This is a genomic window from Vibrio sp. KUL80 (assembly GCF_059725495.1).
In genome coordinates this window covers 2108573-2123411 of the sequence record NZ_AP045841.1, presented here as the reverse complement: position 1 = coordinate 2123411, position 14839 = coordinate 2108573, and the positions used below count along the sequence as shown (strand labels likewise).

Annotated in this window: 12 protein-coding genes and 1 pseudogene; 2 read left to right on the top strand and 11 right to left on the bottom strand. The window is 42.1% G+C overall.

Annotation, left to right across the window (positions count from 1 at the left end):
* The first annotated feature begins 16 nt into the window (after positions 1-16).
* Positions 17-808 carry an IclR family transcriptional regulator gene (locus AC6I8U_RS09805; RefSeq protein ID WP_498016727.1) on the top strand — a complete coding sequence of 264 codons (792 nt, stop codon included), beginning with the start codon at positions 17-19 and terminating at the stop codon, positions 806-808.
* A 2-nt stretch (positions 809-810) separates the two neighbouring features.
* Here AC6I8U_RS09805 and AC6I8U_RS09800 read toward each other — a convergent pair whose 3' ends face one another.
* The 10 genes from AC6I8U_RS09800 to AC6I8U_RS09755 all read right to left on the bottom strand — a co-directional run bounded on the left by AC6I8U_RS09800 (position 811) and on the right by AC6I8U_RS09755 (position 11504).
* Complete coding sequence (locus AC6I8U_RS09800; RefSeq protein WP_498016726.1) at positions 811-1593, bottom strand: IclR family transcriptional regulator; 783 nt, start codon at positions 1591-1593, stop codon at positions 811-813.
* Between the two features lie 81 nt (positions 1594-1674).
* Complete coding sequence (locus AC6I8U_RS09795; protein WP_498016725.1) at positions 1675-2589, bottom strand: SMP-30/gluconolactonase/LRE family protein; 915 nt, start codon at positions 2587-2589, stop codon at positions 1675-1677.
* A gap of 509 nt (positions 2590-3098) precedes the next feature.
* Complete coding sequence (locus AC6I8U_RS09790) at positions 3099-3887, bottom strand: ETEC_3214 domain-containing protein (RefSeq protein ID WP_498016724.1); 789 nt, start codon at positions 3885-3887, stop codon at positions 3099-3101.
* Positions 3888-3896: 9 nt separating this feature from the next.
* Positions 3897-4349 (bottom strand): hypothetical protein, encoded by a 453-nt coding sequence (locus AC6I8U_RS09785; RefSeq protein ID WP_498016723.1) that lies wholly within the window; start codon positions 4347-4349, stop codon positions 3897-3899.
* 9 nt (positions 4350-4358) lie between these two features.
* Entirely contained in the window at positions 4359-5582 is a 1224-nt protein-coding gene (locus AC6I8U_RS09780) for a murein transglycosylase domain-containing protein (protein WP_498016722.1), read from the bottom strand.
* Positions 5583-5604: 22 nt separating this feature from the next.
* Complete coding sequence (locus AC6I8U_RS09775) at positions 5605-6579, bottom strand: LPP20 family lipoprotein (RefSeq protein ID WP_498016721.1); 975 nt, start codon at positions 6577-6579, stop codon at positions 5605-5607.
* Positions 6579-7244, bottom strand: coding sequence for a hypothetical protein (locus AC6I8U_RS09770; protein ID WP_498016720.1), 666 nt, complete (start codon positions 7242-7244; stop codon positions 6579-6581). The genes AC6I8U_RS09775 and AC6I8U_RS09770 overlap by 1 nt, the downstream gene beginning before the upstream one ends.
* 32 nt (positions 7245-7276) lie before the next feature.
* Positions 7277-9085, bottom strand: coding sequence for a caspase family protein (locus tag AC6I8U_RS09765; RefSeq protein WP_498016719.1), 1809 nt, complete (start codon positions 9083-9085; stop codon positions 7277-7279).
* A gap of 322 nt (positions 9086-9407) precedes the next feature.
* Positions 9408-10439, bottom strand: a complete 1032-nt coding sequence (locus AC6I8U_RS09760; protein WP_498016718.1) for an IS630 family transposase — start codon at positions 10437-10439, stop codon at positions 9408-9410.
* Between the two features lie 546 nt (positions 10440-10985).
* Positions 10986-11504 (bottom strand): hypothetical protein, encoded by a 519-nt coding sequence (locus AC6I8U_RS09755; RefSeq protein WP_498016717.1) that lies wholly within the window; start codon positions 11502-11504, stop codon positions 10986-10988.
* A gap of 362 nt (positions 11505-11866) precedes the next feature.
* Here AC6I8U_RS09755 and AC6I8U_RS09750 point away from each other — a divergent pair.
* Positions 11867-13481 (top strand): annotated as a pseudogene (locus AC6I8U_RS09750) (IS1634 family transposase).
* Here the strand turns inward: AC6I8U_RS09750 and AC6I8U_RS09745 are convergent.
* On the bottom strand, positions 13441-14331 hold the full coding sequence (locus AC6I8U_RS09745) for a hypothetical protein (RefSeq protein ID WP_498016716.1): 891 nt from the start codon (positions 14329-14331) through the stop codon (positions 13441-13443). The pseudogene AC6I8U_RS09750 and the gene AC6I8U_RS09745 sit on opposite strands and share 41 nt — an antisense overlap.
* Positions 14332-14839: the final 508 nt, after the last annotated feature.

Here is a 14839-nt window from a genome sequence, read left to right as displayed (position 1 = left end):
GGATGAATGTAGCTCTATGGCAAGCTCTAGTTCGGCAAATACTACTAAAGGTTCAACCCTAGACCGAGTACTACAAGTGCTCGCCATCGTGGCTCACAGCCGTGGCCAACTCAATAGAGAATCTATTGCCGAACAACTGTCCATGCCAATTGCGTCTGCGAACAAACTGATCAACCAGCTTATCGTTTTAGGCCATCTCCAAGAAAATATCATTGGTCGCGTTATTGCGGGGCCGAACCTGCAGTCTCTATCTCATGATATTTTGAAGAACCAACGCTTTTCTGAACAAAGAACATCGGTTCTACAAAGCCTTGCTGACACGATTGGTGAAACGTGCGGAATTTCAGTGCCTAATGGTATCGAAATGATCTACTTTGAGCGTGTGAACTGCAACTGGCCACTGCAAATCAATTTGGCAGAAGGCAGTCCTGTACCAATTGCAGCCTCCGCATCGGGCAAGCTATATCTCTCCAGTTTAGAGCCAGAGATAAGAGAAAATGTTGTTCAGCATATGGGGTTAACAGCTCATACGCCCAAGACCATTACTAACGAAAGTCAGTTCTTGGCCGAACTCGAACGCATTGAGGCACAAGGTTTCGGGGAAGACAATGAAGAGTTTGTTGATGGAATGGTCGCAGTTTCTGTGCCGATTGGCTCAGACGCCCTAAACTTTGGTTACCTGTTTTGCCACTCGCCAAGTTTTCGAATGTCGCTAGAAAGCCTGAAGCAACATATTCCTGCTATGAAGAGCGCGGCTCAAGAAATCTTGGATTTTACCCTTGCACAGCGCAACATTGTGGACAGCTAATTTTACTTAGTGAGTTGTGATTTCATATCTTGGTATACTTTCTCTAAGTTCTGCTGTGCGACTCTCAAGATAGGCAAGTAGTTCTCTAACTCAGCAACGTCTTTACGACTTTTAGGACAGTGACAGAATAATGCTGCCATGAAGTTATCGTCTTGGTCATAAAGAGGTAGCGCAATCGCAACCATACCATCGATAAACTCCTCATCATCCACGCTAAAGCCGCGCTTTTGAATCAAACTCAGCTCTTTTTTAAGAGTTTGTACATCAGTAATGGTGTTTTTAGCATATTGAGTTAGTTCTATTTTATTGAAGACTCTCCTCAGCTGTGTTGCTGATAGGGTACTCAAAAATAGCTTTCCACTGGCGGATGCCCAAAGTGGGGTAGGGAAGCCTACAGGGATAACAATCTGAAGTGGCCAGTTGGTTTGGATTCGGTCATAGTAAACCATGTGTGGGGAAGGATCTTCGTTAACGAGCGCCAATCCACAGGTTTCCTCGAGCTTATCCGATAACCCTTTAAGTATTGCTTGGCGCTGCAACTTGTGCTGATTTGTCCATCTCACGTCTAGTGCAATAGAAAGCAGTTGTGAGCCAGGGTAAAAGTGTCCACGTTCGTCAGACTGAACGTAGCTAGCTTCTTCAAGTTGCTGTAAGAGTCGATGACATGTCGGTTTAGGAATGCCAGATTCAAAGATTATGTCGGACGCTGCAATCGGGCTTCCTGCTTCACCGACTCGCTCAATGACATCGATGAGGCGGTCAACTGAGTTTACTTTTCCTGACACCTTAATCTTCCCTTAAAAAAGTATGCCCTGTAATAGGTTAAGAGCATTAAGCGTTTATATTCCCAAACTCTGCGTTGAGTTTCAACCTGCTACAAGAAGTGAGGGCAATGTGACCTCTTTTTTCACCCAAGGTTCAGGGTTCCCCTTCGTCGGAGCTGATATGGCAAACAAGCAACCAGAATGAGGGTAGCGCTTGGTCTCGTCTTCTGATAATTCGTAATTGGCAGTTGTCACGTAGAGAGTCTCTAGATTAGGTCCGCCAAACGTGCAACGAGTAGCGTGTTTAACAGGAAGCGATAATTCGCCCAACTTTGCTGCTCTTCCGATGTGGCTTGTAGATGGTGCGTGATAGCTAACCACACCACAATCCCAATGACAGACATAAAGGTTACCTAAACTGTCGATGGTTAAGCCATCGGGATAGCCTTGAGATTCGTCGAACTCCAGGAAAACGGACTTACTCACTATGCGAGTCATAGAGTCATCCAATTGATACTCATAAACTTTACGCTGGAACATATTTGAACAGTACGCACGCCTGAGCTCAGCGTTAAACGCAATCCCATTTGCCACACTAAAGCCCTGGTCCATTTCAACAAGCTGACGTTGATGTAACATGAATAGCTTTCCATCAGGAGACTTCAAATCTTCACTATTCATTGTTCCAAACCAAATCTCGCCGCTTGGTGATGCGACGGCATCATTTAAATGAAGGTGAGCTTGCTCGCTGCATGGGTCGGTGACCTTCGATGTCACTTCAAACTCACTGCTTAAAAGGTACAGACCTTGTTTACTAGCACAAATCCAAGAATCATTGTCTGTTGGAACGATAGCCGTGACATCGAACGGCACCGAATAGCGGTGAGTGATACCACTCACGGACGAACATGTGTATATATCATGACCAGCGGCATCAACCCAAACGATGGACTGATTGCGCTCGGACCAGATTGGTGACTCTCCGATAGTGGCTCGGATGCGTTTGTAGACTAACATGCCTTTAATCTCATATTGATACTATATGTATCAATATAGATCATATTCCTAATTGAATGTTCTTGTATCTGAAAAGTGTGAGATTGGTTAGCTAAGTTAAAAAGATAAATCTATTTTTAGATTCACATATAGAGGTAGTTAGTTGAAAAGGTTCGCATTTTGGAATTGAGTGATTTAGGAATAGCTGAGGTGCTCGTAATAGTTTTTTTATCATGAGGTCTAGAAAAGGTGAAACCCCGACGTTGGTAGGAAGAAAATATTCTAGCTTATAACTAATTGATATATAGAGTGTAGGAGCTGAAAATGGTTGGAGCAATGGCTGTGATTTTGAGGAAAATCGATCTAATTCATACACTTAAGATCATAGGGTTAGGGATGAGTCGTACTGTTTTTTGATTTGGCTCCAATTAACCATGATGACGAGGGACGTTAAAGAGTTTAGCTGTCTACTCGTAACTTTTAGCCTTCGGCTGAAGGCTAAAAGAAATGCGACAGAATGATTATCAGAGCTAGTCTGTGATCAGTTCATACTCAAGCTTTGTTAAGATTGCCGGAGCTAAATCCGTCAAACCCACGGCGCTATAACCGTAGAAATTAGGTTTGATTTCTTGACGTAATTTAATCAAAGCAGAAGAAGTATCTTCTTCCATCATTAATTTATCGTTAAAAGTGGCGAGAAGCTGCACTTGGTTTTTGCTGAGATTCGATAAGTACTCGCTATATCCACCGATAGAGTTGTATAGGAGTTCATACCGACCACCTTCTGCCTCCTCAATGTAGTAATTACCGCTTCTAGCGAGATTTGAGGTAGCTTCTAGCGGTGTTGTTGAGTTTGCAAATGTCGTTTGAAGAAAGTTTTCGCCACCAGCGTGCGCCTTTATCTCAGGGACAAAACCCGGCTTCGGAAACACAAGAAAGGCATCTATTGTGTCATTGGATGTGATAGCCGAGAGGATAAATTTATTGTCCTTATAGTATTTAATTTCGACTTCACCATTAGAGAACTTTGTATAGACAGGTGATCCAAAAGTTTCTTCAAGTACACCGCTCGATGCTCGAATATATACATTAGACAGACGATCATTTGATGGCGCGTCAGAAAAATTCGAAACTAGTAAATCCCAACCTTTGCTTGTCATATCGATTGCGTCATTAAACTGACCAGCCGCAATTATGAGAGCGATAACCGCTAGAAGTGGGTTTGGGGTTTTATCTCTCAACTTGTTGAGGATGTCTTGTTCCGTCTCAGGTGAACCTACTGAAGGTTCCTCTGGTAGTTGAGCTGTTTGATCTTTCATTTATACCTCTTACTCGGTCACAATTTGAGGTAAGCGAGCAACGACGCGAGTACATAGATATTCGTCCACGTCTTTTTCAACCGAAACAGATTCTGATAACCATGTGTACTTCATTAGTTGGTTTGTCAGTTGCTTAGTTTTTGAAGATGCCGTAATAGTGGTCGTTACCACGTTGTCTTTACGATCTGCCGTAACAATTTTCTTCTTTTCAGACGTTCTGTTGGTCTCTAATTCTTTTTGCACCATAGCTTCTAAAGACGCTGCTAAGGATGCACGCGCTTCCATTACAGCAACATCCATATCCAGCGTTAGGTCGCCCATACTTTCAACGCATGCAACACCTGCGATTAAGCCATCTTCCAGATCTGCTTGAGGGTTCATGTGCCACTCAGGAAACTCAGTATTAGCAGATACTTGAAAAGCAAGAGCGATAGTAGAAGTAATAAGTAAAATCTTGTTCATGTTCATTCCCTAAATCATGTTTTCTTCGTAGTTGAGTTCCGCTTTGTGTACTTTTTTTAGATAGTTACGTGTTTCTGCTGCAGCGTGTTTTTGTTGAATAGTACGAAAGACTTGCTCAGGCGTAAGTTGGTTTATGTTTTCTATCGCGACAGACCTCCTGCCACCAAACATACGATAAATTGGGCCCATCCCACCATTGTAAGCTGCGATAACGCAGTATTTTAGGCTCTCTTCATTTTCGATACCCTTAAAGTAACGCGAGCGAAGAAGATGAAGATAAGCTGTGCCCACCTCTATGTTTTTCTCAGGATCAAACAAGTAATCTCTTTTTAATAACTGTTGTTCACCAAAAAGAAAGCTTGTTGCATCAAGACCAGCAGAGCTTGGAACTATTTGCATCAGACCGAATGCTGGAATGTGCGAAACCGCAGTAGGATCGAATGCGCTCTCTGTCTTGATGATAGAAAGTACAAACTCAGGCTCTAGTTCATACTTTTTAGCGTAAGCATCAACGGTATCGAAATAGCGCTTCTCTTTGCGATTTAACCATGTCGGTGGAAAGCTAATTTTCGCTTCTACAAGCTTATTTCCTTTGCTATCCAACGATTCGGTAATGACTACTTTTTCAATAGCTTTTTCAAGCTCTTGAGCTTGCACAGTCAGTTCTTTAGCAACAGGTAGTAATGGCTGATCACTAAGTTCACTAACCTTAGTTTCTTCAATTAGAGTTGCTGTGAATACATCTGCTTTTTGTGCCTCTCCTATTGTTAGTTGAGAGGTCGCGATGATTTCTTCCTTTAGCTCTTCAATACTTGTTTCTTCGCCTGCAATAGTTGTCACTTTGATAACATTCTGTTCAAAGTTCACCTCTCGCTTGAGCTCAAGATTCGGGCTATAGCTGACCCATGAGTACTGGTCGCTAAAATTGGGCTGATCCCATTTATTCGCTACGGTCTTTTTAAACTCATTAAAGGTCTTCTCAGCATTGGCAAGGTATTGGTCAAACTCGCAGTTCTTTTGCACTTGATACAAGTCGAACTTAGCTTCACTGCAAAGTTTGTATTTTTCAAAGTCGTCTTTAGCTTCAAAGGGTCTATTGACAAAGTAATCGACGCTAGTACATTGATTTTCTGTAATATCCAATTGGCAGGCTTCGAGTACAGTCTCTGCATAACCTGGAGTACAAGAAAGTAGTAGCGAAAGTGGCAATAAGCGTATAATGTTTCTATTCATATCATATCCTTTGCGCAATCGACTAGGTTTTAGTAATCGATAGTCGTTCCATGACAAAATCGCATTGCTCTATGTAATCAAGGATTAGACTAAATCCTGGTGTATCTTTTGACAGGCGCGATTCATCAAGCTTTTCAAACCTAGATGTATCGATTCTATTCGGACACAACAAAGCAATATTAGTGTCGTAAGTATCGTTGCCATCGTTTAAGAGCGCTTCAATTCCGTCGTACCTCTTTTTATCTGGAAACTCGATATGCGTTTTTGGAGTTACCTTTTTATTCTCAACTAACACGCCTGTACTACCGTCTTCGTAAACTTGAAACAAAGAGAGGTAACCTGCTTTCTGTGTTGATAGGTTGATGAAGTAGTAGTCACCTGCGCTCAATCGATTACTAGTTGACTCAAGAGTTAAAGAAGAAGCGCGGTGAGTGAAAAAAAGATGGTTGTACTGCGCTTCGGGCAAAACTAAATGTCCAGAGCCGTTTGTTAGTTGCCATCCACCAGCAAAACGCTCGATATTTATACTTGGCAAACAGTGATGTTGCTCTACCCAGTTTTTGAGCATTGCAGTATTTACCCAATAGGGATGGAGTTCACCGCTGCATTTTGCACCATGTAGCCACTTTGAGAGCTTTTGTGCAAAGGAAGTTGGATCATATTGGACTTCAAGATAGAACCTTCCGGCAATCTGCTCGCTTTTGCTGATAGTAACGTTATTTCGAAAAACAATGTCAGACAGAGACGTTTTTTCAGAAGATGCATGTTTAGTTAACTTGCCGTCTTTGAACTCTTTCGATGAGCTAGACTTACTGATCACGCGAGACTCGAGAGATCTCGCTAGGTCATAATAAGCGTGGTCTTTCGCTTGCTGGTAAGTGTTTCCTTGGCCGAAACCATAGCTGAGAGAGGCATCAGAAGGTACTTCCCCGTACCAAGACGGAGAAGCATTCACACAAATACTAGCCAAAGCAGAGAGTATGGCAGAGTACTTCATCAGTCTTCTTTTTTACCAGGGTATGGTGCCTTTATGATAGCCCAGCTGTCATACATCCCATTTTCATGATAGAGGGATAGAGAAATACTATTCCCATTTTGTACCGCAGCAAGTATATAGCTAGAGCTATAAGAACCATAATTTAGGTTACTCTCTGGGTTTTTAATTAAATTCTTGTATATCTTTTTCTGATTAATCGCTAGCTGATTGCCCTCTAACGGCCCACTTAGTACTTGGCCCGACCTTGCTTTTTCATATTGACTACAACCGACATTGTCCACCGGCCTAATTAGACTCCAACTCATTCTACCATTTGCCGTCACAGATGGTCCCTCGATAAACCAACTACAATTTTTGGTATCTAAATAGTGCCCAGCGACCAGATTGTTAGCACTAGCAAAAGCTAAGGACTTAACAGAACTAATATCTTTGAAAATCAGGTTGCCATTTTTGTCCGCAGCGAAAACCGCACTCATATCAAAGAGTTGAGTTTCACCGGTATCTTTATTAGTTACAGGGACGCGCAGCATAGTGATCTGGTTACCAGCGCCCTGAAAGTGCGCACCTTGGAATGCAATATCAAGGTTGGTGTTGTCTACATCAGCAGCAAATGGAGACGTTGCGAACAGAACTGCTGTAGTTGCTAATAGTGTTTTCTTAAACATGGATGTAAGCCTTAATCAATGTTCTAAATAGGTTAAAGTGAAATAGTCTGATTACCGGTGATCGTTGGGTGCTGACGTTTTAGATCGCCCATCTCAAATGAAGCAGACTTCACTTGGTCATAGACATCTTGATAGAGCATATCGATATTACGGTTGCCCTCGATCATGGATTTCATTAGGTAGTAGCTGAACAAGCGATGACCTTTTTCTTGGTACATATTTGAATATTCTTTGTCACGCCCAGCCGTCATGACCACCATTCTTTCGGGGTCGATACTGACTTTCTTTGGTGCAAGACGAGATGCGGCCACACCTTTAATTACGGATACACCATCTGTTGCACCACTAAAGCAGCTGTCTACCATGACAACGATCTTCCCAGCTTTACTGCTAGAAAGCGTTTTGTAGACGTTATCAAGCTTAAAAAACGGGTCATCGGTGACGTAATCCGGGATCTTATCTTGAGGTAGAATGTAAGGTTCGTTTTCTGGAATAGCTGGAATACCATGGCCACTATAGTAGAAGTAGACAGTGTCACCTTCAGAGACGTTGTCGAGCATCAATCTCAACTTATCTTTAATCGCGCCACTCGTGGCCTCTTGGTCAATCAATTCATAAACGTGACGTTCTGGCACACCGAGTACCTTAGTCGCAACGTCTGACATAATTTCTCCACTGTTGCGCGCATATGCTACTTGATCTGAATTAGCATAGTCCTCAATAGAAAGATTAAAGAACCAAGTAGATGTATTGGCTTCAACTGGAGTAATATCGGCAAGCAGCGCTTTCAATTCATCAGCGGTAGTATTATCGTTGCCAGATAGGCGAGAATCCACTTCAAAACTATCAATCAAGTTAGGGTTTTGCATCTCTAACCCAGGCACCACAACCGATGAACTACCTTCGAGTAAGACAGAAAGAGCTTCGGGCTCAAATTGGCTTTTTGCAATGTCTCCAGCGAATTCACTACCTTTATAATTGCCTGAAATATTTATCAAATCTAGCTGATCTTGGTTATAGCTGTAGGTTAAAGCCAGATCTAGTTGTTCGACGTTATTGTAGAGTTCACGGGCTTGACCCAGCGGAACATTGAGTACGATATCTCGTTGGTAGTCTTGATTAGAGGCTTTGAACAGCAAATGCATTTTCTGATTTTCAGCATCATAACTCTTGGTTGAGACTACAGGTTTTCCCATTACATCTCTGAACGCACGAGCAACAAGCTGAGACTTTTTCTCGTCCAAATTTTCTTTGCGATGATCAATGCTACTTTGCAGAGCGCGAATTTTTGCATTTCGAGCCTCTACTTGCTGGCGATATTTTTGTTGAATTGCAGCGATTTCTTGCTGACGCTCAAGACGTATCGTCTCAACACGTTCCTCAAATTGCGCTTTCGTTTCAAATTGGTCTTTGACTATTTCTGGCGCCTCAGGTAAGTCAGGCTCAGGTATTGGAGCAGGAATATCTGCACTGCTTAGACTGGTAAATTGCTTTTCGTAAAGAGAAGCAACTGCGCCAACCAAAGCGATAGGGTCATCACTTTGAATACAGCCAATAGCGTCTGTCATATAGTATTGCGCTGTGGTGTCCGTATTGCTAGAAAGCGCCGCTAATGTATTACTCGCATGGTCTATACCCTCGCGAGTAATTACATTGCCGTTAATTGTTATAGGAGCATCAACTTTTAACTCTCCACCAAGTAACCAAACATCAGGGTTCGCAGAGCAAACGGTACCGTGAAGTGTGTTTGAAAACTCAAACTGGTTATTACTTGATGCTGTGAAAGCAATAGTTGGACACAGTGCTAACAATAAGCCACTGGCGATTCGATTCCGTTTCATTAAATTGAAATTCCATATGGGATTAATATCACACTAAACAGATAACATATTCACTCTACTAAATGGTTACAAGGTCAAACTTTGTGTAGTGAGAACAATGTCAACAATATCAGTATAAAACCGGAACAAATATAACAATAAAACCTGTAAGCAGATTTAATTTTACCAAATATCATGCACTTAAAATTAACTCATGATAGACCATTTTGACCGTCAACAGGTGATTTCGAGCATATTCTCGTCTCGTAAAAAGCTGTTGTCTTGAGTAGAGGATATGAGTGTTATTTGCTAGATCAGCGAGATCTCCCGCGTATATACCCAATCAACTTGAAGATGCAGGCTTGAACACCTGAAAATTATCATTGATTCGAGACGTCAGCGAGCCTGCAATCTCTGGAAGAGTCACCGTAAAGAATTGGGTAATGGCTTCCTTGAAATCCCGTTTACTTTTGAAGTAAACGTTATTCCTTGACTTCTCGTTCATAACCTTCCAAAGCCGCTCTATTGGGTTAAGATTCGGGCTGTAAGGTGGGAGATAATGCAGTTCAATATTAAGGACAAATGCCGCATCTCTGACTAAATCACTGCGGTGATATCCAGCTCCATCTAAGATGACATGGAGCTTGTGATTTAGCGGGTAGCTCTCTCTGAGTTTGCAGAAAAATCGAACCATGTTTTCACTGTTAATGCTGTCGTATTCGCTAACAATGGTCGCTCCAATATCTGATAGGTTCAGAGCACCAACAATGTTCAATCGGCTACGATTACCTGTTGTGTCCAGAACTTTACTTTGACCTGTACGTATCCAACCATGGGAGAGTTTGGTTGACAGTGTGGGGTGAACGGCATCGATAAACACTATCGATTCATCCTCGCCACAGCTTGCTTTCAGTGCTTCATAAGCCTCTATGAACGCTTGCTGTTTTTCCTCATCGAACTTATGTGGAACGCCTTTCGGCTGCTTGTAGCTGAAACCATTGTGATGAAGCCATTTGTTCATGCCAGGAACACTATAGTGAATCTGAAACCTTTCAAACACGTACGCAATAATCTCGGACGAATGGTGGTATGTATTTTCAGTTAGATGCTGAACCAACTCTTGGGTTTGCCGAGCCGATAGATAGCTTTGTGAACCGCCATTTTCAGGCTTGAGCTTGTTCGACTCTAGGTAATCTTTGATATGTTGTCGAACAGTGGATTCATGAATAAGAAGTGCGTCTGCAATTTCTTCGGGGCACCAACCATTACTCGCATGAATAACCGCTTTTATACGGTCACGAACTCGTCCGTCACGCGTTGTGCTGTGCTGGATTTTTAGTTCCTGCTTTTGTTCATTGGTCAGAGTAATTTTCATAGTTGCTAGCATGATCCTCTATTCAGGAAAAATCAAGCGTCTTCAATGATCACGGGTATAGCCTAAATTGACTGTATTAAGCTAGTTGTTTTTCAATAAGGCTATGACCATTGGTAGGATAGCGGATCAGATTGTTGCTTCTTAATTCAATTTCATCGATTTAAGCAACAAAGCCATCGAGAGAGCGATACAAAGTGCTAGAAGGGATAGAAATCTATCACTTCCGCGATTAAATCGAATGGCACAATTGACGCACTTCTTATTGTCCTCGCGCTAGGATTGGTAATTATTATATGGAAGAAGTACATTGCGGACATTATGAGCCTTTGTACAATTCAATCGGTGGCCATAATGTTGTAGATTTTGAATCGTTGGTGCCCGCAATATTGATAAAACTAGAGTATGGCTTGATTGGTGATTAATGACTGTACTTTCGATATCTAGCTCACAGGAAAATGAGGTATGTTGTTAGCTAGATATCGGAAGAGACAAACATGGCTGTTAACGCCTTAATTAAGAGAACTTAACAAAAAGTATAATTTGCAGTTAGCTTTCAGGGGAGGCCATTAACTCTGAGACATCCCAATCGAGTTTGTGAAAATTCAACCCGTACTTAACGATTGGTTTGTCACACTGCTTACCTGAACCTATGTCATGAAAGTACATTCCTAAGTGTAAATTTACCAATGTCACATCATTTACTGGCTTGGGAATAGTGATCCTGATTTTTTTTCGCTGATTAAGGGCAAGCTTGTTGCTTTGTCCATTGTTGAAAGTTAGAGAAAATCCAGGATACTCATTACCCAACTCATCATCTAAGTGGAGTTGATTGTCAGAGGTTGACATGTAAAAACATTGATATCTGTCCTTATGGTTGTTGTGCAGTATCGCATCAAAAACTATGCTGTCTCTATGAATCTTTGCTCTTGAAAACTTGACTATACCCGCATCAGTCCCGTAGTCAGCTTCATATTTGAACTGCCAGTTTAGACGAACCTCATTTGCAACAATGTTGCTGGAAAAAGTCGATAATAGTACCGTTGAAAATAGTAAAAATCTTTTCATGTTAACTTCCCTATTAGTAATAGTATATCCTTGCTTGTTCAACGTTGATTTCACAAATTAAGCAACGTTCCTCCTTGGGAGCGCTGACATCAAAGGATACCTTTAGGCTATGAATTTGGTTTACTAGAGACGTGGGCAGCTCTTCTGGCAAAAATTTACTATCAAAAGTCACATCTTCCACTTGACCTAATTGTAAAGGCACCCTTTTAAATCTAAATTTTGATTGATAATCCGTCATTCCGCAGCCAATTTCAGAATTAAAATAATGTGATCCAGTGATCATTTACAACGGTTAGTGCGATAGGCCTCTTGACCGCGATCCCCAGTTTTGATCTATTACTGTTATTTAACGGTCACTTATTATGTCTGCTGTTCAACCTGTCATTAAACGCCTGGACCACTTAGGGCTAATCGCTGCTTTCTGTCATGAAGTCGGTTTACCAGGCATTATTGATCGCATCATTCCCAAGTACTCGGATCACAACGTCTCACATGGCGATGCAGTCTTAGCTATGATTCTGAATGGTCTTGGCTTTCACAGTAGAACACTGCATATGTTCTCTGACTTCTTCGAGACGAAGCCTGTTGCCAAGTTACTCGCTAAAGACATTGAAGCGCACCATTTAACTGACGATGTACTCGGACGCACGTTAGATGCTTTATATGAAGCAGATGTGTCCGCAGTTTATCAAGCGATTGCAGAGCATGTCGTTGATAAGCTTGGACTTAAAACAGACTCTGTCCACCTCGATATCACGAGTTTTCATGTCGATGGTGAATACGCCCAAAACGAAGATCTTAATGCCATCAAACTGGTAAAAGGCTACAGCCGAGACCACCGTCCAGAGCTAAATCAAGTGGTTCTTGAACTGATTTGTGAAAATCAAGCAGGCCTACCTGTTTACATGCAAGCGCTCAGTGGCAACACCAATGACGCTAAGGCATTTTCAGAGGTCACTAAACGGCATATTCATTGCCTTAAGGCTGCTCAAAACAGTCGCTACTTCATCGCCGATGCCGCTCTATACACCGAGGAAAGCATTCGTTCACTGGATGAGCAACAACAGAAGTTTATTACGCGTGTTCCAATGACCATTAAGTCGGCCAAAGAAGCCTTAATGAACCTTGAACTAAAGCAGTTGAGTCCTATCGGTAATGGTTACTCGGGTTGTTGGATTGACGCTGACTATGGCTCAGTATCTCAGAAATGGCTGTTGGTTCATAGTGAACAAGCAACCAAACGAGAAGAGGCAACGTTCTATAAGAACTTAGATAAAAATATCACCAAAGAGCTGAAAGTACTGGGACAACTAATGAAAAAGAAGTTTGCTTGCGCAGTGGATGCCGAGCAAGCAAATGAGCGACTTCGTCAGCCAGTGTCATTTGCTTGGCTTTGCGCAACCAACCATCGTTAAAGAGCCAATCTATTCAGGTCGCGGTCGGCCGAAGAAAGGCGCAAAGCCAGCGGGTTACCATTATGTTATAGATGCTACGCCTTATACCGATCTAGAAAGAGTGAAGCTGGCCAAGCTTAAAGCAGGTATGTTTATTCTCGCAACCAACGATACTGACTGCGCCGATCTAACAATGGCTGAGTTGCTTGAGCATTACAAGTCACAGCAAAAGGTAGAGCGCGGATTTCGCTTCTTGAAAAGCCCTGAGTTCCTAACATCATCAATTTTCCTGAAGAAACCTCAGCGAATTGAGGCACTGTTGATGATCATGACGCTTAGCCTACTCGTTTACGCAAGCTTAGAGCACAAAATCCGAGAGAGTCTCACTAAGACCGAAGAGTTCTTTCCTAGCATGGTGAAGAACAAAACGACAACCAAACCGACGGCTCGTTGGGTATTCTTAAAATTCGAAGGTATCGACACACTCGAGTTTGGCGGTCAAAACTTCATCACGGGCATTCAAGAGCATCAGATTCGGCTGCTCAAGCTTCTTGGCGCACTGTATGAAGCGGTTTATTCCTAAATTGGCTGCGGAATATCGGATAATAATTATCTGCTGACCAAACTTGTTCTGATATAACAACGCCTTCTCTGTCTAAGAACTGCAGTTTAATCGCTGGAAACAAGTTAGCATCGATGTCATCAGAGGTGCTAAACGTACTGTCAAACTTAAATTTTTTTCTCGCATCAATGGGTACTGTCTGGCTTAATGCCCACTGAACCTGACTAGTTCCCTTTCCTCGATAGCTTAACTTAAGTCCTCTGTCTTGCATTTTTATACGTGCAATACTCCCACGAGGGACTTGGCTTGTGAGTTTCCAACCATTCGTATAATGCTTTTTAAAATCACCGTTGTTAAGCAAGTTTTCGTGTAAGGCGAACCCTAGGTTTTTGTTATGAGGAGTTTCTGGAGAGTTGATTGCTTCTTGGTTGACGCGGACGTTTCCTGTAAGAGTCACACATACAATGTCTTCAGAATAATCGTAGATTTTTGTTTCAGCTTTACTTAAAAAGCCTTCGCTAGCACTTTTCGTTATCTTATCTAGCTCATAGCTACACTCTGCGCTTCTGTTTTTTTTATTACATTTCGTTGTTGATTCCAACTGACTTAAAATCCAAGTTGAGTTAGCTTCAATTGCATCTTTCTGGGCGAGCTGTTTGGCGTCGCTTACTCCTCTGATACGACCGTTCAATTTATGATAACCAGCGCATCTTGTGCTTTGTGTTCTCCCATCCTCGAGAAAACTTACTTCTTCAGGTAGTTGTTCAAAAGTGCTGCTGGTCTCTTCAGCAAATATATGATTACACCAAAACGATATAGCCACTACAGGCAGGAGGTATCGAGTCCAAGTTGGTATGAAACGTACTTTCAACGTTGTGTCCTTTGCCATTGGCTATATGAATAGTTATATCAAACTGATTGCAATCTGGTGTGATGGGGTGGTTAAAAATTGATCGCGATCTGGTTTTGCTTGAAGTTTTTATGGGAATCACCACAGCGTTATTCGACTCGGTAATCTTATTTTCTAAATGCTTTCAATAGGTCTTGTCAGTGCTTACAGATGGCCTAGGTGAAGGATTAAGCAACCAAAAACTACTATCAAAACCAAAACAACTTGCATTTCCTCCATTCTCTGTTGAACTCTAACTATTCTAATGGCGATTTGGTTCACATTGTTATGTTGTTCCAATCTCCAGCACAGCTGGGTCGCTGCCAACGACTCTGATGTACAAATACATCACATCCCCCTCAATCCCAGGGCAAAATGGGATATAACCTTTATATGAGCAGACTCATGTCACTGACCACTGCTTCATCTAATTAGCACTCAATAGTAATGCGTGCTACACACTCTCGGGGCTCAAAGCCCGACCATAGAT